General features: G+C 73.8%; 19 protein-coding genes. 6 read left to right on the forward strand and 13 right to left on the reverse strand.

Annotation, left to right across the window (positions count from 1 at the left end):
• The first annotated feature begins 20 nt into the window (after window positions 1-20).
• Window positions 21-782: a GntR family transcriptional regulator gene (locus ACFC8N_RS14840; RefSeq protein ID WP_356030087.1), complete on the forward strand. Its 762-nt coding sequence runs from the start codon at window positions 21-23 to the stop codon at window positions 780-782.
• A gap of 57 nt (window positions 783-839) precedes the next feature.
• Here the strand turns inward: ACFC8N_RS14840 and ACFC8N_RS14845 are convergent, their stop codons facing one another.
• The 3 genes from ACFC8N_RS14845 to ACFC8N_RS14855 all read right to left on the reverse strand — a co-directional run bounded on the left by ACFC8N_RS14845 (window position 840) and on the right by ACFC8N_RS14855 (window position 3952).
• Window positions 840-1997, reverse strand: coding sequence for an ROK family transcriptional regulator (locus ACFC8N_RS14845; RefSeq protein ID WP_362821349.1), 1158 nt, complete (start codon window positions 1995-1997; stop codon window positions 840-842).
• A gap of 102 nt (window positions 1998-2099) precedes the next feature.
• Window positions 2100-2756 carry a response regulator gene (locus ACFC8N_RS14850; protein WP_376288345.1) on the reverse strand — a complete coding sequence of 219 codons (657 nt, stop codon included), beginning with the start codon at window positions 2754-2756 and terminating at the stop codon, window positions 2100-2102.
• 41 nt (window positions 2757-2797) lie between these two features.
• Window positions 2798-3952, reverse strand: coding sequence for a histidine kinase (locus ACFC8N_RS14855; RefSeq protein WP_356030129.1), 1155 nt, complete (start codon window positions 3950-3952; stop codon window positions 2798-2800).
• 114 nt (window positions 3953-4066) lie between these two features.
• On the opposite strand from ACFC8N_RS14855, the gene ACFC8N_RS14860 reads away from it, so the two are divergent.
• The 3 genes from ACFC8N_RS14860 to ACFC8N_RS14870 are packed head-to-tail and all read left to right on the forward strand — an operon-like array spanning window position 4067 to window position 6152.
• Window positions 4067-4987, forward strand: coding sequence for an ATP-binding cassette domain-containing protein (locus ACFC8N_RS14860; protein WP_356030091.1), 921 nt, complete (start codon window positions 4067-4069; stop codon window positions 4985-4987).
• A 2-nt stretch (window positions 4988-4989) separates the two neighbouring features.
• Window positions 4990-5700: an ABC transporter permease gene (locus ACFC8N_RS14865; RefSeq protein WP_376288346.1), complete on the forward strand. Its 711-nt coding sequence runs from the start codon at window positions 4990-4992 to the stop codon at window positions 5698-5700.
• Window positions 5701-5741: 41 nt separating this feature from the next.
• Window positions 5742-6152, forward strand: coding sequence for a hypothetical protein (locus ACFC8N_RS14870; protein ID WP_376288347.1), 411 nt, complete (start codon window positions 5742-5744; stop codon window positions 6150-6152).
• 167 nt (window positions 6153-6319) lie between these two features.
• On the opposite strand, the gene mug is transcribed toward ACFC8N_RS14870, so the two are convergent.
• The 9 genes from mug to ACFC8N_RS14915 all read right to left on the reverse strand — a co-directional run bounded on the left by mug (window position 6320) and on the right by ACFC8N_RS14915 (window position 16931).
• Window positions 6320-6865 (reverse strand): G/U mismatch-specific DNA glycosylase, encoded by a 546-nt coding sequence (gene mug / locus ACFC8N_RS14875; RefSeq protein WP_356030130.1) that lies wholly within the window; start codon window positions 6863-6865, stop codon window positions 6320-6322.
• Complete coding sequence (gene purB, locus ACFC8N_RS14880) at window positions 6862-8304, reverse strand: adenylosuccinate lyase (RefSeq protein ID WP_376288348.1); 1443 nt, start codon at window positions 8302-8304, stop codon at window positions 6862-6864. The genes mug and purB overlap by 4 nt, the downstream gene beginning before the upstream one ends.
• A 131-nt stretch (window positions 8305-8435) precedes the next feature.
• On the reverse strand, window positions 8436-9224 hold the full coding sequence (locus tag ACFC8N_RS14885) for an SGNH/GDSL hydrolase family protein (RefSeq protein ID WP_362821344.1): 789 nt from the start codon (window positions 9222-9224) through the stop codon (window positions 8436-8438).
• 579 nt (window positions 9225-9803) lie between these two features.
• Window positions 9804-10823, reverse strand: coding sequence for a hemolysin family protein (locus tag ACFC8N_RS14890; RefSeq protein WP_356030099.1), 1020 nt, complete (start codon window positions 10821-10823; stop codon window positions 9804-9806).
• Complete coding sequence (locus ACFC8N_RS14895) at window positions 10820-12163, reverse strand: hemolysin family protein (protein ID WP_356030100.1); 1344 nt, start codon at window positions 12161-12163, stop codon at window positions 10820-10822. The genes ACFC8N_RS14890 and ACFC8N_RS14895 overlap by 4 nt, the downstream gene beginning before the upstream one ends.
• Window positions 12164-12316: 153 nt before the next feature.
• Window positions 12317-12751: a GNAT family N-acetyltransferase gene (locus tag ACFC8N_RS14900; protein WP_376288349.1), complete on the reverse strand. Its 435-nt coding sequence runs from the start codon at window positions 12749-12751 to the stop codon at window positions 12317-12319.
• A gap of 121 nt (window positions 12752-12872) precedes the next feature.
• Complete coding sequence (locus tag ACFC8N_RS14905) at window positions 12873-13151, reverse strand: hypothetical protein (protein WP_376288350.1); 279 nt, start codon at window positions 13149-13151, stop codon at window positions 12873-12875.
• Window positions 13152-13575: 424 nt separating this feature from the next.
• On the reverse strand, window positions 13576-16143 hold the full coding sequence (locus ACFC8N_RS14910) for an ABC transporter permease (RefSeq protein WP_376288351.1): 2568 nt from the start codon (window positions 16141-16143) through the stop codon (window positions 13576-13578).
• Window positions 16137-16931, reverse strand: a complete 795-nt coding sequence (locus ACFC8N_RS14915; RefSeq protein WP_376288352.1) for an ABC transporter ATP-binding protein — start codon at window positions 16929-16931, stop codon at window positions 16137-16139. The genes ACFC8N_RS14910 and ACFC8N_RS14915 overlap by 7 nt, the downstream gene beginning before the upstream one ends.
• Window positions 16932-17070: 139 nt before the next feature.
• On the opposite strand from ACFC8N_RS14915, the gene ACFC8N_RS14920 reads away from it, so the two are divergent.
• Both ACFC8N_RS14920 and ACFC8N_RS14925 read left to right on the forward strand, forming a co-directional pair.
• On the forward strand, window positions 17071-17316 hold the full coding sequence (locus ACFC8N_RS14920) for a toxin-antitoxin system, antitoxin component (RefSeq protein ID WP_071374364.1): 246 nt from the start codon (window positions 17071-17073) through the stop codon (window positions 17314-17316).
• A 4-nt stretch (window positions 17317-17320) separates the two neighbouring features.
• The gene (locus ACFC8N_RS14925) at window positions 17321-17695 is read left to right on the forward strand and encodes a fic family toxin-antitoxin system, toxin component (RefSeq protein ID WP_356030108.1); all 375 of its coding nucleotides are present in this window, start codon (window positions 17321-17323) and stop codon (window positions 17693-17695) included.
• A 24-nt stretch (window positions 17696-17719) separates the two neighbouring features.
• Here ACFC8N_RS14925 and ACFC8N_RS14930 read toward each other — a convergent pair whose 3' ends face one another.
• Window positions 17720-18412 (reverse strand): class I SAM-dependent methyltransferase, encoded by a 693-nt coding sequence (locus tag ACFC8N_RS14930; RefSeq protein WP_376288353.1) that lies wholly within the window; start codon window positions 18410-18412, stop codon window positions 17720-17722.
• Window positions 18413-18476: the final 64 nt, after the last annotated feature.

Consider the following 18476-nt stretch of genomic DNA (forward strand, 5'->3'; position numbering starts at 1 on the left):
CGGCTCTCGCGGAGGACAGGGTGGGGACCACGCAGCTGGAATCGGTGCCGGAACCGAAGTACTGGCATCTCAGGACGGTGCTGAGCGAGGCACTGGACTCCGAGTTCTCGGTCGGTGAGATCCTGCCCAACGAGCGCGACCTCGCCGCCCGCTTCGGCGTGGCCCGCGCCACGCTCCGCCAGGCGCTCGAACAGCTGGAGCTGGAGGGCCGCCTCCAGCGCCGCCGCGGTGTCGGTACGACCGTGGCGCCGCCGCGCGTCGGCGTGGCCGTCGGCACCGAGCAGCACGCCTGGCCGGGCGCCGCCGGGGACGCCTGGCAGCCCGTCGACTGCGAGCAGACGACCCCGCCCGCCGCCGTCGCCGCGGCCCTGGAGAGCGGCGCCGGCGAGCCCGTGCACGTCGTGCGCCGGTCCCGGATGTCCCAGGGCCAGCGTGTCGCCACCGACCTGCTCTACGTCCCGGCGGCCTCGGTGCCCGGCCTCACCGCGATCGACGCCCCGTCCGGACCGGCACGCGCGCGTGCGGTGCTGCGCGAGCTCCAGCACCTGACCCTGGAGGGCCAGGACCGCTCCGTCGAACTGGGCTCGGCCCGTGCGGACGACGCGAAGGACCTCGACCGCCTCCCCGGCTCACCGGTCCTCGTCGTCACGACCCGCTTCGCCGCCGAGGGCCGCACGGCCGCGCTGTCCGTCGCGACCTACCGGGCCGACACCTGCCGGCTGACCTTCGGCGACTCGACGGGCGTGGAGATACACCACGATCCGGAGCGCCAGGCCTCCTGAGCCCTTCCGTGACGGCGCGGCAGTCGTGCGACGACCCGCGCCGTCACGGCGCATCGCTCACCGACGGGCCGTCACCGAGCCGTCCACGGCGAACAGTTGCGCCTCGACATGGTCCAGGGCCAACCGCAACGCCCCGGTGGACACGGCAGCCTCACCCAACGACGACAACGCCACCTGAGGCGGCCGCAGGCAGTACCGCGCCAGTTCACGGCGCAGCGGTTCCAGGACGCCGTCCAGACCGGCCGCCCAGCCGCCGATCACGACCAGCTCGGGATCGAGCGCGAGCACCAGCGCGGCGACATCGTGCACGAGCCGCTGGATGAAGCGGTCGACGGCCGCCCGCGCCCGCTGGTCGCCCTTGCGCGCCAGCGCGAACACCTCGGCGACCGCCTGTTCGTCCAGCGGATGCAGCGGCTCGTCGGTGGTGGACAGCAGCGCCTCCGGCGTCGCCTCCCGCCCCAGCAGATGCAGCGCCCCGATCTCCCCGGCCGCCCCGCCGTACCCCCGGTGCAGCCGCCCGCCGATCAGCGAACCCGCGCCCGGACTCAGCCCCGCCAGCACGAACACCATGTCGTCGGACTCGGTCGCCACACCCTTCCAGTGCTCGGCGACGGCCGCCGCGTTGGCGTCGTTCTCCACCAGCACCGGGCACTTGAAGGACCGGCTCAGCCGCTCGCCCAGGTTCAGCCCGGTCCACTGCGGCAGCGCCGTGCCCAGCCGTACCGTGCCGTCGGCCGCCACGATCCCCGGCGTGCCCACGCCGACCGCCCGCAGCGAGCCGCGCGCGACCCCGGCCCGGCGCAGCAGTTCGGCGACCACGCCGCGCAGCCGGTCCAGACGCTCGTCCGCCGAGGCCGTCTCGTCGACCTCCCTGGCCTGTGCGCCCAGCACCCGCCCGTCCAGGTCGGACAGCAGCGCGGCGACCCGGTGCGGCTCGATCTCCAGGCCCAGCAGATGCCCCGCCTCGGCCCGGAACCGGAACCGGCGCGCGGGCCGGCCCTGACGGCGCGCGCCGCCCTCGTCGGCGGCCGTCTCCACGACGAGCCCGCCCTCGATGAGCCCTTCGACGACGCCCTCGACGGTCGGCCGGGACAGTCCGGTGAAGCGGGTGATCTCGGTGAGCGTCGCACAGTCCGTGCCGCGCAGCGCGTGCAGCACCACCGCGGAATTGATCCTTCGCAGCAGCGAGGGATCGCCGCCGGTCAGCTGCGTCACCGTCCGTCCTTCCAGCTCGCGGGGGTATTGGGGCGGATGGTACTCGGCCGGACGCGCCTGCGGCGAGTGGCGCGTTCCGCATCCGGGGGCCGTCGGTGCGGCTCAGCGCGGTGCCACGAACCCCGACTCGTAGGCCGCGATCACCGCCTGGGTGCGGTCGCGCGCGCCGAGCTTCGCCAGGACGGCGCTCACATGCGACTTCACCGTCTCCGTGCCCACCACCAGCCGTGCGGCGATCTCCGCGTTCGACAGCCCGCGCGCCATCAGCCGCAGCACCTCCTCCTCCCGCTCCGTCAGCCGGGCCCGCTCCAGCGCGGCCCGCGCCGGGCGCTCGCCGTCGCCGTACCGGGCGGCCAGGCGCCGTACGGAGGCCGGGAAGAGCAGCGACTCGCCCTCCGCGACCAGCCGTACGGCGTGCACGATCTCGGCCGGCCGGGCCCGCTTCAGCAGAAACCCGTCGGCGCCCGCGCGCAGCGCCTCGTACACGTACGCGTCGTCCTCGAAGGTGGTCACCACGAGGATCTTCGGCGGCCCGGCCACCGTGCGCAGCACCGCGCGCGTGGCCTCGATGCCGTCCAGCAGGGGCATGCGGACGTCCATCGCGACCACGTCGGGCCGCAGTTGCCGCACCAGCGGGATGACCGCGGCGCCGTCGGCCGCCTCGCCCACCACCTCGATGTCGGGCTGCGCCTCCAGCACGGCCCGCAGACCCGCGCGGACCAGGGGTTCGTCGTCGACGAGGAGTACGGTGACCGGCATTCGGCCAGACTAGATCAGTTGAGCGGAGCGACCGTTCCGGATCAGCCGAGTGGCAGCTCCGCCCGCACCTGCCAGTCGCCCTCGTGCGGACCCGTGCGGGCGCTGCCGCCGAGCAGGGCGGCCCGCTCGCGTATGCCGCGCAGGCCGCTGCCCCGGCCCGGGCCGGGTATCGGGGCCGGCAGCGGGTTGCGGACCTCCAGGGCGAGCCGGCCGTCCGTGACCGCGACGCGGACCCGCACCGGCACGGAACCGGCGTGCCGCAGCACGTTGGTGAGCGACTCCTGGAGGATGCGGTAGCCCTCCCGGGAGACCGGCCCCGGCAGGGCCGCGACCGGACCGGTCACCTCGGCGTCGACCTTCGCACCCGAGGCCCGCGCCGACTCCAGCAGCCGGCCCGCGTCGGCGAGCGTGGGCCGGGCGCTCACCGGCCGCTCGCTCTCGCGCAGAATGCCCAGCACCCGCTCCAGGTCCTCCAGGGCGGCCCGGCCGGTCTCCTCGATGGCGTCCAGCGCGCGCTCGGTGAACTCCGGATCGCCCGCCGCGCGCGCCGCACCGGCCTGCACCACCGCCACCGTCAGGGCGTGCCCGATCGAGTCGTGCAACTCCCGTGCGATCCGCGTGCGTTCGAGCAGCTGCTCGGTGCGCTCCTCCAGCGCGGCCAGCCGCTCCGCCGCCGACGGCCCCAGCAGCCGGCGCGCACAGACCGTGATCAGCATGCCGAGGCCCACCACCACGCCGTACAGGACGAGCAGCGGGAGCGGCGTCAGCAGTGCCCAGGCGCGGTGCTGCGGCAGTTGGCCCAGCACGGGAAGCCCGGACGGCGCCCGCCCCCACGCGGCCCGAGCCAGCTCGAACGCGATGACGAGCAGCCACACGGTGGCGAACATGCTGATCCAGCCGAGGATCCAGCGCAGTTCCAGCCACACCACCGTGCGCGTCCGGTCCCGCCATGTCGTGGACGGCGCCTCGGAGATGCCCGGCTCCTGTTCGCCGGGCGTCAGCAACAGCCGCGCCTGCACCCCCTCGCCCCTGCGCACGGCGGGCACGAGGCCCACCAGGACGAGCATCGCGCCCGGGACCCAGGGCTTCGACATGTCGATGAACATCCACATGCTCTGGATCAGCATGGGCACCCACTGGTGCAGCAGGCGCGTGTACGTCGTCCCGCGCAGCAGCGGGCGCAGGAAGCGGGGCATGACCACGACGCCCATCGTCGCAGCCGGCACTGACAACGGACCTCCCCCGCACGGGGGAGACGCTCTCCACCGGCGGGGGAGGCCCCGACGCCCTCGCACGGCAAGGCTGGTGGCATGACCAGCATCGACGTACACGACCTCACCAAGGAGTACGGCGGACGACGGGCCGTGGACGGACTCACCTTCAGCGTGCGCCCCGGCCGCGTCACCGGATTCCTCGGCCCCAACGGCGCCGGCAAGTCCACCACCATGCGCCTCGTCCTCGGCCTCGACCGGCCCACCTCCGGCACCGCCACGATCGGCGGCCGGGCCTACGCCGGGTTCGGCGAACCCCTGCGCACGGTCGGCGCGTTGCTCGACGCGCGCGCCGCGCACGGCTCCCGCACCGCCCGCGACCACCTGCGCGCCCTCGCCGCGAGCAACCGGATCCCGGACCGCCGGGTCGACGCCGTTCTGGAGGAGACCGGGCTGGCCGCGGTGGCGCGGCGCCGGGTGCGGACGTACTCCCTCGGCATGCGCCAGCGTCTCGGCATCGCCGCAGCCCTGCTCGGCGATCCCGAGGTGATCCTGCTCGACGAGCCGGCCAACGGCCTCGACCCCGAGGGCATCGTCTGGATCCGTACGCTGCTGCGCCGCCTCGCCGGGCAGGGCCGTACGGTGCTGGTCTCCAGCCATCTGATGGGCGAGACCGCCGCCTTCGCCGACCACCTCGTGATCCTCGGCCGGGGCCGGCTGCTGGCCGACACACCCGTCCAGGACTTCATCCACGCGCGCGTACGGCCCCACGTCCGGATCCGCACCACCGACCCCGCCGCGCTGGACGATCTGCTCGCCCGGCACGGCCTCGACACCTCCCGGGACGCGGACGGAGCCCGGACCGTGCGGCACGCGCGCGTGGACGACCTCGGCCGGATCATGGCCGAGGCGGGCGTCCCCGTCCTGGAACTCGCCGCGCGGGAGGCCACCTTGGAAGAGGCCTATCTCGATCTGACCGCGGCCGAGGCCGAGTTCACCGCACAGTCCCAGGAGGCCTGACCATGCCGTTCGCACCCGTGCTGCACGCCGAGTGGATCAAGATCCGGACCCTGCCCTCGCTGCTCGGGGGCCTGGCCGGGATCCTCCTCGCCACGACCGCGTTCTCGGCCGTCGCGGCCGCGTCAGGCGCCGACCCCGACCCGCTGTACGCGGTGTTCTTCGGCGTGAGCCTCGGCCAGATCGCCGCGATCGCCTTCGGTGCGACGGCCGTCTCGGCGGAGTTCCGGGGCGGCGCGCTGCGGCTGGCGCTCTCTGCGGTGCCGGACCGGCGGCGGTGGTTCGCCGCCAAGGCCGCAGCGATCGCCCTGTCCGCCCTGCCCGTCGGCCTCCTCACCGGACTGGTCACGCTGCTGGTCGGCAAGGCGGTCCGCGGCGCCGACGGGCCGACGTGGACGGCAGGCCTGCGCGGCGCCGTCGGCTGCGGCCTCCAGCTGACCCTGATGGCCCTGTTCGCCGCCGGACTCGCGGCCGTGCTGCGCAGCGGCGTAGCGACCCTGTCCGTCCTGATCCCGTTCGTGCTGATCGTGTCCTTCGTCGTCGGGGACCTGTCGGGCGGCGTCGCCGACTATCTCCCCGACCGGGCCGGTCAAGTGGCCCTGCACAGCACCTGGGACGGCGCCCTCGGCCCGTGGAGCGGGCTCGCGGTGACCGCGCTGTGGGCGGCGGCCGCGCTGCTCGCGGGCGCGTGGACCCTGCACCGCCGGGACGCCTGACGGCCCGCCAATTGTCAGTGCCGCCCGGTTTACTGGATCACATGGACATCGTGAAGTTCCTGACCGCCGTCGAGGCGCTGTGCGCGGGGGAGTTCCCGGAGGCCGGCCATCGGACGGTGGAGTTAGCGACCAGCCACGGGACACGCGCGGACGACGCCCAGATCCGGGAGCGGACCGCCGCGGACTTCCATGCGTACCGGGAGGCACTGGCGCAGCGGCTGCACGACCGCTGGGGCCGGCAGCACCCCTGGGGCCAGCAGACGGTGCGGCTGCGCGTGGCCCGGGGCGAGGAGATACCGGAGCCCTGGGCCACCCTCAGCCTGCTCACCGACGAGCTGGACGTGTGGGAGCCGCCGGGGACCGGCCGCTGGATCGCCCTCGGCGTCGCCGACCGGGACGACACCGACGAGATACGGCTCCTGGCCACGGTCACGGTGACACCGCCGCCGTGACCGCCCGGGCCGCCGCCGAGCGCACCGCGGGAAGTGCCGTGATGTGCCGTCCGGTGTCCACCGGTCCGTTGCGGCCGGTCGCGCCCACGCGGCGGAGCCGCACACGCGTACAGCCCCGCGCCCCCGGCAGGGCGCCGCCGAACCGCACCGGTCTTCGCCGGACCCGCTCAGCCCTGTGCGGCCGCCCTCAGCCGGGCGAACTCCTCGGCCATCGTCTGCGCCGTCCAGTGCGCGTTCAGCCCGCTCGGATTGGGCAGCACCCACACCCGGGTCTCCCCGAACGTCCGCTCCTGCGGCCCCACGTGAGCCGTGCGCTCCCCGAAGGCCGCCCGGTACGCGGTCACCCCGACCACCGCCAGCCACCGCGGCCCGAGCCGTGCCACCTTCTCGGTGAGCAGCCGGCCGCCCTCGACGTACTCGTCGTTGCCCAGCTCGTCGGCGCGCGCGGTCGCCCGCGCCACCACGTTCGTGATGCCCAGCCCGTACGACAGCAGCTCCCGCTGCTCCGCCGGCTTCAACAGCCTCGGCGTGAAGCCGGACAGGTGCAGCACCGGCCAGAAACGGTTGCCGGGGCGGGCGAAGTGATGACCGGTCGCCGCCGTCAGCAGTCCCGGGTTGATGCCGCAGAAGAGCACCCGGAGGCCGTCCGCGACGACGTCCGGTACGAGACGGTCGCGGGCGGCCTCCAGTTCCGCACGGCTGAAGCGGGTCAGAGGATCGCCCCGGGGGTGTATCCGGCCGCCTCCGGGTGCTGCTTGGCGATCTCCTCGATCCGGCCGACGAGGACGCCGACCTGGTCGGCGGCGGCACCGGTGAAGGACAGCTTGTCGGCCATCAGCGCCGCCAGCTGCTCCCGGTCGAGCGGCAGGCGCTCGTCGGCGGCGAGCTTGTCGAGCAGGTCGTTGCGCTCGGCGCCCTGCTCACGCATCGCGAGCGCAGTGGCGACGGCGTTCTCCTTGATCGCCTCGTGCGCGACCTCGCGGCCGACCCCGGCCCGCACGGCGCCCATGAGCACCTTGGTGGTGGCGAGGAACGGCAGGTAGCGGTCCAGCTCACGCGCGATGACCGCCGGGAAGGCGCCGAACTCGTCGAGGACCGTCAGGAAGGTCTCCAGCAGACCGTCGAGCGCGAAGAACGCGTCAGGCAGCGCGACCCGGCGCACCACCGAGCAGGACACGTCGCCCTCGTTCCACTGGTCGCCCGCCAGCTCGCCGGTCATCGAGGCGTAGCCGCGCAGGACGACCATGAGGCCGTTGACGCGCTCGCAGGAGCGGGTGTTCATCTTGTGCGGCATCGCCGAGGAGCCGACCTGGCCCGGCTTGAAGCCCTCGGTGACCAGTTCGTTCCCCGCCATCAGCCGGATCGTCTTCGCCAGCGAGGACGGCGCCGCCGCCAGCTGCACCAGCGCGGTGACGACCTCGTAGTCCAGGGAGCGCGGGTAGACCTGGCCGACCGAGGTGAACGCCTGCGCGAAGCCCAGGTGTCCGGCGATCCGGTTCTCCAGCTCGGCGAGCTTGGCCGCGTCGCCGCCCAGCAGGTCCAGCATGTCCTGCGCGGTGCCGACCGGGCCCTTGATGCCGCGCAGCGGGTAGCGGCCGAGCAGCTCCTCGACGCGGCCGTAGGCCACGAGCAGTTCGTCGGCCGCCGTCGCGAAGCGCTTGCCCAGGGTCGTGGCCTGCGCGGCCACGTTGTGCGAGCGGCCGGCCATGACCAGCTCGGCGTACTCGCCGGCCAGCTTGCCGAGGCGCGCCAGCACGGCCACCGTACGGTCGCGCGTCAGCTCCAGCGAGAGGCGGATCTGGAGCTGCTCCACGTTCTCGGTGAGGTCACGGGAGGTCATGCCCTTGTGTACGTGCTCGTGCCCGGCGAGGTCGTTGAACTCCTCGATCCGTGCCTTCACGTCGTGCCGGGTGACCTTCTCGCGCTCGGCGATGGAGGCCAGGTCGACGGTGTCGAGGACGCGCTCGTAGTCGGCGATCGCCGCGTCCGGCACCTCGATGCCGAGGTCCTTCTGGGCGCGCAGCACGGCGAGCCAGAGCTGCCGCTCCAGCTTCACCTTCTGCTCGGGGGACCAGAGCGTGGCGAGCTCGGCGGAGGCGTAGCGTCCGGCGAGGACGTTCGGGATGCGGGGCTTGGCGGGCGCAGAAGTCACGTGTCCAGATTGTACTGGCGGTTTGTGCAGGCCAGCGCCACGCCCCTGTTCGGCGGAAGCTACGAGACGGGGGTCACTGATCGCCGCCGGCGGCACGCGGGGCTCGGGCCCGGGACGTCGGTCACCCGTGGCTACGCCTGGCCCTCGTACGGCAGCAGCTCCGGACGCTTGGCCGGGCGGCCGTCGCCCGAGGAGCGGCCGGTCAGCCGGCGGCCGATCCACGGCAGCAGATGCTGCCGTGCGAAGCGCGCGTCCGCGACCCGGCGCGTCGCCCAGCCCGGCGGCGGCGTGGCCGGCATCGGCACCCGCCACTCGGTGTCCTCCGGCTCGTACCCGAGCGTCTGCCACACCGCCTCGGCGGCCCGGCGATGCCCCTCCGCCGTCAGATGCAGCCGGTCCACGTCCCACAGCCGGGGATCGGCCAGCGACGCGGCGCCGTACAGGTCCACGACGACCGCGCCGTTCTTCGCGGCCAGCTCGTCCACGCAGGAGAACAGCTCCTCCATGCGCGGCCGGAACCGCTCCAGCACGGGGCCCTGGCGGCCGGGGCTGCGCATCAGCACCAGCTGCCTGCACGACGGCGCCAGACGCTCCACCGCCTCGGTCAGCAGGCCCTTCACCCGGCCCATGTCGCACTTCGGCCGCAGGGTGTCGTTGAGGCCGCCGACCAGCGTGATCACGTCGGCGTTCATGGCCGCCGCCACGTCGACCTGCTCGTCGACGATCTGTCCGATCAGCTTGCCGCGCACGGCGAGGTTGGCGTACCGGAAACCCGGCGTGCGGGCGGCCATCCGCGCGGCGAGCACATCGGCCCAGCCCCGGTAGGAACCGTCGGGCAGGAGGTCCGACATGCCCTCGGTGAAGGAGTCGCCCACCGCGACCAGGCTGCTGTAGGGGGGAGATGCGGGATTCGTCTGCATGGCGTCAGCGATGGTATCCCGCTTCCATACCCGCCGGTCGGTCACCCCGGACCAGCCTCCCTGCCCCCAGCCTCCCTGCCCCCAGCCTCCCTGCCCCCAGCCTCCCTGCCCCCGGGCTCCCTGCCCCCGGGCTCCCTGCCCCCGGGCTCCCGGCCCCCGGCTCTTGGACCCGGACCCTGCCTCTCGGGCCCCGGTTCCAGCCTCGCGTCCTCGCAGCCCCTTGGCTCCCTCGCTTCGCTCCCGGCCTGCGTCCTCGCGGCCGGGACTCAGCGCTCCGGCCTCCGGACCTCGGCCGTGGGCCATGGCCTCGGCCTCCGTCCTCACGACCCTGGATTCGACCCTCGGCCTTCGGACCTCGGCCGTGGGCCCCAGCCTCGGTCCCGGCCCACGTCCTCACGGCCCCGGACTCGGCCCCTCCGGCCTCCCCCAGACCAGGCCCCCCAGACCAGGCCCCCGAGACCCGGCCCGCGTCCCCGGCCTCCGGACCCAGGCAACCGCCCCCCGATCCAGCCAACCGCCCCCCCCGGACCCGCCACCGGACCCGGGTGCCCGGACCCGGCTCCGGGGCCCGTGTCGGCGTTAGCCGGGGGCCGGTTGGCCGAACAGTTCCCGCAGGACGTCCTCCATGGTGACCAGGCCGGCCAGGCGGCCGTCCTCGCCGAGCACGGCCGCCAGGTGGGTGCGGCTGCCGCGCATCGCGGTCAGGACGTCGTCCAGCGGGGTGCTCTCCCGCACGCGCGCGATGGAGCGCATGTCCCGCAGCCGGAACGGTATGTCCTGGGGCGAGGCGTCCAGGGCGTCCTTGACGTGCAGATAGCCCACGATCCGCCGGCCCGCGTCGACCACCGGGAACCGCGAGAAGCCCGACTCGGCCGTCAGCCGCTCCAGCTCCTCCGGGGTGACGCCCACGCGCGCGTAGACGACCCTCTCCAACGGCACCACGACGTCCCGCACCGGCCGGCGGCCCAGCTCCAGGGCGTCGTGCAGCCGCTCCTGCGCCCGGTCGTCGATCAGGCCGGCCTCACCGGCGTCCTTGACGATCTCGGCCAGCTGGGCGTCGGTGAAGCTCGCCGCGACCTCGTCCTTGGCGTCCACCCGCAACAGCTTGAGCAGCCCGTTCGCGAACGCGTTGACGGAGAAGATCACCGGCCGCAGCGCCCGGGACAGCGCGACCAGCGGCGGGCCGAGCAGCAGCGCGCCGCGCACCGGTTCGGCGAGGGAGATGTTCTTCGGGACCATCTCGCCGAGCAGCATGTGCAGATACGTCGCCAGGGTCAGCGCGATCACGAAGGACACGGCGTGGCCCGCGCTCACGGGCACCCCGAGCGCGTGGAAGACCGGCTCCAGCAGATGCGCGATCGCCGGCTCGGCGACCACACCGAGGACCAGCGTGCACAGCGTGATGCCGAGCTGGGCGGCGGCCAGCAGCGCCGAGACGTGCTCCAGAGCCCACAGCACGCTCTTCGCGCGCCGGTCGCCCTCCTGGGCCAGCGGCTCGATCTGCGAACGGCGCACGGAGATCAGCGCGAACTCGCCCGCCACGAAGAAGGCGTTGACAACGAGCGTCGCCAGCCCGATCAGCAGCTGTACGGCGGTCATCGCGCCCCCTCCGGGCTTCCGTGGGCCTGTTCGTCGTCCAGCGGCGCGTGCAGCAGCACCCGGGCCGCCCGGCGGCCGGAGGCGTCCACGACGTCCAGCCGCCAGCCGGCGACCTCGACCGTGTCACCGGTCCGCGGTATCCGGCCCAGCCGCGCCGCGACCAGACCGGCCAGGGTCTCGTACGGCCCCTCGGGGACGCGCAGCCCCACGCGCGCGAGCTGGTCGGTGCGGGCGGCGCCGTCGGCCGAGTACAGGGCGCGGCCCTGTTCGTCCGCGCCGGCGGGGGCGAGGTCGGGCGTCTCGTGCGGGTCGTGCTCGTCGCGCACCTCGCCGACGACCTCCTCCACGATGTCCTCCAGCGTCGCCACGCCCGCCGTGCCCCCGTACTCGTCGATGACGACGGCCATCGTGCGCCGGCCGCCGAGGCGGTCCAGGAGCCGGTCGACGGTCAGGGACTCGGGGACGAGCAGCGGCTCGCGCATCACCTGCGAGACCGGGCGGCGAGGCCGCTCGGCGGCGGGCACGGCCAGGACGTCCTTCACGTGCGCGATGCCCACGACCGAGTCCAGGCCGCCCCGGTGGACCGGGAACCGGGACAGCCCGGTGGCCCGGGTCGCGTTCGCCACGTCCTCGCAGGTCGCCTGGGTGTCCAGGGCGACGACCTGTACGCGCGGGGTCATCACGTTCTCCGCCGTGAGGTCGGCCAGGTTCAGGGTGCGCACGAACAGCTCGGCGGTGTCCGCCTCCAGCGCGCCCTGCTTCGCGGAGTGCCGGGCGAGCGCCGCCAGCTCCTGGGGGCCGCGCGCGGAGGCCAGCTCCTCGGCCGGCTCGATGCCGAGGCGGCGCACCACACGGTTGGCCGTGTTGTTCAGGTGTGTGATGAAGGGCCCGAAGGCCGCACTGAACAAGCGCTGCGCACTGCCCACCCGCTTGGCCACGGCCAGCGGCGAGGAGATCGCCCAGTTCTTCGGTACCAGCTCGCCGACGACCATCAGGAACACCGTCGACAGCGCCGTACCGACCACCAGGGCGACCGAGCTCGCCACGTCGTCCGACAGGCCCGTCGCCCGGAACGGGCCGGCCAGCAGCTTGGCGATCGACGGCTCGGCGAGCATGCCGACCACCAGGTTGGTCACGGTGATGCCGAGCTGGGCGCCGGAGAGCTGGAAGGTGAGGTTCCGCGCGGCCTTCAGGGCGCCCTGCGCCCCGCGTTCGCCGCGCTCCGCCGCGCGCTCCAGCTCGCCGCGCTCCACCGTGGTCAGCGAGAACTCCGCCGCCACGAAGGCGCCGCAGGCGAGCGACAGCAGGATCGCCACCAGAAGGAGCAGCACTTCGGTCATCGGGTCACCCCCGTCCCATGATCGGGCAGGGCGGGGCGGAACGCGCGGTGTCGCGGACTGGGAGGCTCGCCCATGGGCGGACGCTCACAACCTTTCATCGAGGGGTCGAGTGCTCCCTCAATGGTAAAGGATGGGCAAAGTTGGTCTTCGGGGTCAGTTCGCGGGCTCGGACAGCGGCTTCACCCAGCGCCGCCAGTGGTCCTCGCGATGGTAGCCGCCCGCGGCCCACGTGTGGTGCGCCCGTTCGTTGGCCTCCAGCACCATGGCGTCGACCCGTCGCCCGCCCAGGGCGGCGAAGCGTTGTTCCGCGGCTTCCAGCAGGGCGGTGGCGATGCCCTGCCGGCGGTGGTCGGGGTGTACGGCCAGTCGGTAGGCGGAGCATCGCCATCCGTCGAAGCCCGCTATGACCGTGCCGGTGAGGAGGCCGTCGCGCTCGGCGAGGAGCAGGGCTTCGGGGTCTCGTGCGATGAGTCGGGCCACTCCGTCGTGGTCGTCGCTGATGCTCGTTCCCTCCGCGGCGTCGCGCCAGAACCGCAGCACGGTGTCGATGTCCGAGAGGGTGGCGCAGCGGATGTGGAGATCGCTCATGGGGGGAGCCAAGCAGAGCGCCGGTCTGTCTGGCGAACGGTTTCCGTGCCGGGGGCGGACAACGCGGGCCGCGCACCGCCCCCGGCGGCTTCGTCTCCCCATGCCCCTCCCTTGTCTCTCCCTATGCCTGTGCGTCGGGCCCCACGTCTTCGAGGACGAGAACCGGAAGGACGGCCCGTCCCAGATTCTCCGGATCCACGTTCGGGCGTGCGGCTTTGAGCGACACGACGTCGGCGCGGGAACTGCCTGCCGGAGCCGGGAGAGCGAATCGGACGGCATCGCTCTCGTCCTCCCAGCGGGACAGCAGCCTCGGCAGCTCGCTGACGATGGCCCGCCGTGTCAGGTACTCAGCCGCGGACTCCTCCCAGACGCCCCCGAGTGCTGTGACGCGGTCGGCCACGGAGACCGCTGCCGCGAGCCCCGAGGCACCGAGCCGCAACAGGTCGCCGAGCAGAACCAAGCGGCTGCCGGGGGCGACGCCGTCGTCACAGATCAGCTCTGTGAGGAAGGGGACGGCCTGGGCCGTGGTGTCGCTGCACGTGCCTTGGTGGGCTACGGCATCCGCGAGTTCGGCGAGGAACTCGCCGGTCGTCCCCTAGGGCTCGCCGAACGCGAACTCCTCATCGAGCAGCCACCCCACGGGCATCCGGCGCGTTCTCCGCACCGCCGTACAGGCGCTCCGCGGCCGCCACCACGGCCAACGACGAGGCGCTCGACGCGCGTCGCTGCTGAGCAGGCGATCCCGGGTGCGTCGGGCGCGACCCGGCACGGCGGATGCTCTCCGGCGGGTCCTCACTCCACGCTCGGCTGCGCCCGCCGGATCCTCACTCGTGGGCGATCGCCGCCAGCACGTTCATCCGGGACGCCCGCAGGGCCGGCAGCAGCGCCGCCACCACGCCCACCACCGCCGCGCCGATGACGACCGCGACGATCGTGGTCCAGGGGACCGCCAGTTCCCGCAGCCCGCGCAGGGCCAGTACCCGCTGCATGCACACGCCCCACACCAGCCCCAGCGCCAGCCCGAGGACCGCTCCGAAGACCGCGATCACCACCGACTCCAGCCGGATCATCCGGCGCAGCTGCCGGCGTCCCAGCCCGATCGCGCGCAGCAGCCCGATCTCCCTCGTCCGTTCCACCACCGACAGGGCGAGCGTGTTGACCACACCGAGCACGGCGATGACGATCGCCAGGGCGAGCAGCGCGTACACGAGGTAGAGCAGCACGGCGATCTGGTCGTGGACCAGTTGCTTGTAGTCGTCCTGGTCGCGCACCTGGACCTGCGGAAACGGCTTCAGCGCCCGCTCCAGCCCAGGGCGCAGGTCCTGCGGTCTCGTACCGGCGGCCGCGTTGACGTACAGCACCGAGTCCTGGCCGCTCGGCACGTACCTCGCGAAGGTGGCGAGGCCGAAGTACAGGCCGCCCTGGGCGCCGAAGCCCTGTGCCGTGTCCTGGTGGGTGAGCGCGCCGACGGTCAGCGTCGTGTGCCGCCCGCCGGGGAACTCGACCGGGAGCGTGCCGCCGATCCGCAGCCCGTGGTCCCTGGCGAAGCCGGCGTCCATGGCCAGGTGCCCGTCCGCCAGCGCGGCGGCCGTGCCGCCCTGCGCGTACGTGAGGTGCACGACGTCGTCGAGCCCCGGGCCGTACCCGACGGCGGAGGTCTGGACCCGGCGGCCGTCCGGCAGTCGTACGGCGACCTGGGTGAGCCGCTGCGCCACGACGAGCCCGACGCCGCGCGTGGCGGCCACCGTGTCCCGTACCTGCCGGGTGAACGGGGTGAAGCCGGCGTTCTGGACGATGAAGTCGGCGCCGAGGTTCTTGTCGATCTGCCGGTCGAACGACGCCGACATCGAGGCGCTGGCCACCGACATCCCGCCGACCAGCGCCAGGCCCACCATGAGGGCCGCGGCGGTGGCGCCGGTACGGCGGGGATTGCGCAGGGCGTTGCGCTGGCTCATCCGGCCGACCGGGCCGAACAGCGCCGGGAAGGCGGCGCCCAGCACCCGGATCACGGGCCGAACCAGCAGCGGTCCGGCGACCACGGTCGCGATCAGGGTCAGGACGACTCCGACACCCAGCAGCACGGCCGCCTGCGCGGTCCTCGTGGCCGCCGCGCACCCCGCCAGCGCCGCCGCACCTGCCGCACCGAGCGCCGCCCCGGCGACGGCCCGCGCCGTCAGCGGCCTGCCCACGCCGGCGACCTCGGCGTCCACCAGCGCGGCCATCGGCGAGACCGCCGCCGCGCGCCGGGCGGGCAGATAGGCCGCCACGAAGGTGACGCCGAGCCCGACGACGTACGCCGCGACGGGCGTCGGCCAGCCGATGACCATCTCCGTGGCCTTGAGGTTCATCCCGAACAGGCTCATCAGCCGGATCAGCCCCAGCGCCAGCCCGATCCCGGCGCCGAGGCCGAGCGTCGAGCCGGCCAGTCCGAGCAGCAGCGCCTCGGTGAGCACCGAGCGCCGCACCTGCCGCCGGTCCGCGCCGAGCGCCCGCAACAGGCCCAGCTCACGCGTGCGTTGGGCGGTCAGCATGGAGAAGGTGTTGACGATCAGGAAGACGCCGACGAGCAGCGCGACACCCGCGAAGCCGAGCATCACGTACTTGATCACGTCCAGGAAGGGGCCGAGAGCGGCCGCCGCCGACTCGGCCTGCTCGCCGGCCGTCTTCACGTCGTAGGCGCCGGTGCCGACCGCCCGGCCGACCCGCAGCCTGAGGGAGGCGTCCGACACGCCCTTCGCCGCGTCCGCCGAGACGCTGGTCGCGAGCGCCTGGGAGCCGAGCAGCTCCCGGCCCGCCACCGCCGGGTCCAGGAAGACCAGGGCCGCGCCCGGGTTGGTCGTGGTGAACGTGGCGATCCCGACGACCCGGACGCGGAACGTGCCCGGCTGCGCCTGCACCGTCAGCGGGTCGCCGATCCGTACGCGCTTCCTGTCCGCGGTGTCCGCGTCCAGCAGCGCCTCGCCCGCACCGTGCGGCGCGCGGCCGGAGGTCAGCACCACCGGGCTGCGGTGACCGGCGTACCAGGCGGTGGCGATGGTGGGGGCGCCGGTGGTCGGCCCGACGGACCTGTCGTGGCGGTCGACCACCACGATGTTCTGCACCTTGACGTCCGCGCGGGCGGCCGCGACCCCGGGGACCCGGGCCACCCGGTCCCGCAGCGCCGCGGGCAGGGTCTGCACCGCCGCGCCCGGCACCGGGGACTTCAGGTCCTGCTTCGGCTGCACGCTCACGTCGGCGGCGGTGGAGGCGAAGAGCCGGTCGAAGGTACGGGTGACGGTGTCGGAGAAGATCAGGCTGCCCGCGACGAACGCCACGGACAGGATCACCGCCAGCGCGGACAGCGCGAGCCGCCCCTTGTGCGCGAGGAAGCTCCTCAGGGTCGCCTTCAGCACCGGGGGTTCCCTCCGGAAAGGACACGCATGCGTTCCAGTACGGCGTCCGCCGTCGGCCGGGCCGTCTCGTCCACGATGCGGCCGTCGGCGAGGAAGAGCACCAGGTCGGCATGGGCGGCGGCGCCGGGGTCGTGGGTGACCATGACGACCGTCTGCCCGAGATCGTCCACGGCCCCGCGCAGGAAGCCCAGCACCTCCAGGCCGGCCCGCGAGTCCAGGTTGCCGGTCGGCTCGTCGGCGAAGATCAGCTCCGGCCGGGAGAGCAGCGCCCGCGCGCACGCCACTCTCTGCTGCTGACCGCCGGACAGCTGCGCGGGCCGGTGGGCCAGCCGGTCCCGCAGGCCGAGCCTGTCGATCACCTGGTCCAGCCATCGTTCGTCGGGTCTGCGGCCCGCGATGGCCATCGGCAGCGTGATGTTCTCGGCGGCCGTGAGCGTCGGAACGAGGTTGAACGACTGGAACATGAACCCGATCCGGTCCCGGCGCAGCCGGGTCAGCTCACGGTCCCTCAGCCCGGTGATCTCGGTGTCACCGAGCCACACCTCGCCCGCCGTCACGGTGTCGAGCCCCGCCAGGCAGTGCATGAGCGTGGACTTGCCGGAGCCCGAGGGCCCCATCACGGCGGTGAACCGGCCGCGCGCGATGTCCACGTCCACCGCGTCCAGGGCGACCACGGCCGTCTCGTCGGAGCCGTAGGCCTTGGTCAGGGCGCGGGCGCGGGCCGCGAACCCGCCGTCCGGCGCGCGCCCCGGCCCGTGCTGCGCAGCCACTGCGTCAGGTGTGGACAAGACCGCCTCCCGGTCGCCGGTACGCGTACGCCTGTCCCGGGCGAGCGTAAGGGACGGCGCGCACGGGGGACAGACAGGCACGGCACGGCGATTCCGTGCGCCCTTGCGGTTGCTAGCACCTCGGCGCTAGCGTCGAAGCATGGCGAAGACCCAGCTGAACGTGCGCGTGGACGAAGGCACCGCCCGCGCGGCCCGCGAACGCGCCCTGGCCCGTGGCATCAGCGTCAACCGCTACATAGAAGAGCTAGTCAGACAGGACACCGGCGAGGCCGGCCGCACGTTCGTGGACGCCGCCGCCGACTTCATGAAGCAGTACGAGACCGTGTTCGCCGAGGAGTTCACCGAGACCCGGGGCAGCGGTGGCGGCACCGGGGACGGCCGCTGATCCCTTGAACGAGCTCAGCATCGACCTCGCCTGGCTGCTCATGCTCGCCGAACAGCGCACACCCGGGGACCCGCAGGTCACCGACTGGGGCGCGCTGATCGCCGCCGTCGCCCGGCACCGTGCCGAGATATTCGGCGTGCCCGTCTACGACGACCCGCATGCCCGCGCCGCCGCCCTCCTCCAGCTGCTGATCCACGTGCCGGCGCTGGAGCGCTCCAACGCGCTGTTCGCCTCGGCGGTCGCCTACGCCTACCTGGTCGCCAGCGGCGTCAAGGTCGTCACCTCCGCCGAGCAGGTGCGCGACCTGGCCCGGCTGGTAAAGGACGGCGCGGCCGACGTGGACGCCATCGCAGGGGAGCTGCGCCGCTGGAGCATCTGACGCGGGCCGTCCGGCTCGGGGCGGTCAGCGGGACCCCGGCTCCCTCGGGCGCCAGCCGACGCCCAGCACGCCGTACGAGGTCGGCAGCTTCGGGCCCTGCTCCGGCAGCAACAGCCGCCGGTACGGGCCGAGTTCGAATCCCGCCTCGCGCAGCGCCTTGACCGGCTCGCGGGCGACGTGACAGCCGCCGAACAGCACGGGCCACACGGTGCGGTCCAGGGCCTGCTGGGTCAGCGTCATCATCCGGCCGCCGCCGCGGCCGTGCTCGAAGAAGCGCACCTCACCGCCGGGCCGGAGCACCCGCCGTACCTCGGCGAGCGCCCGCGCCACGTCCCGCACGCTGCACAGCACCAGCGACAGCACCGCCGCGTCGTACGCCTCGCTCTTGACGGGAAGCGCCTCCGCCGCGCCCGGCACCACGTCGACCGGCACCTGGGCACGCTGCGCGGCATCCAGCGCCAACCGGCGCAGCAGCGGCTCGGGCTCGACGGCGACGACCTCGGCCACGGCGGCCGGATAGCGGGCGAAGTTCAGCCCGTTGCCCGCGCCGACCTCGATCACCCGCCCGGACAGCCCGGCGAGCAGCCGCTCCCGCACGGCGGCGAGACCGAGCCGCCTCTCCGCGTCGACGCTGCAGCGGGCGTAGAACCGGGCGAACAGCGGATGGTGGACAGGGCTCGGCGCGACCTTGGCAGAACCGGCCGACATCAGTCGCATGGCACCTCCCGGAGGACGTTCTCAGGGTGATTGTCCCCCGGGATCCTCGAAGGCACCCGCGCCG

The organism is Streptomyces sp. NPDC055966 (assembly GCF_042269865.1).
GTDB lineage: Bacteria > Actinomycetota > Actinomycetes > Streptomycetales > Streptomycetaceae > Streptomyces.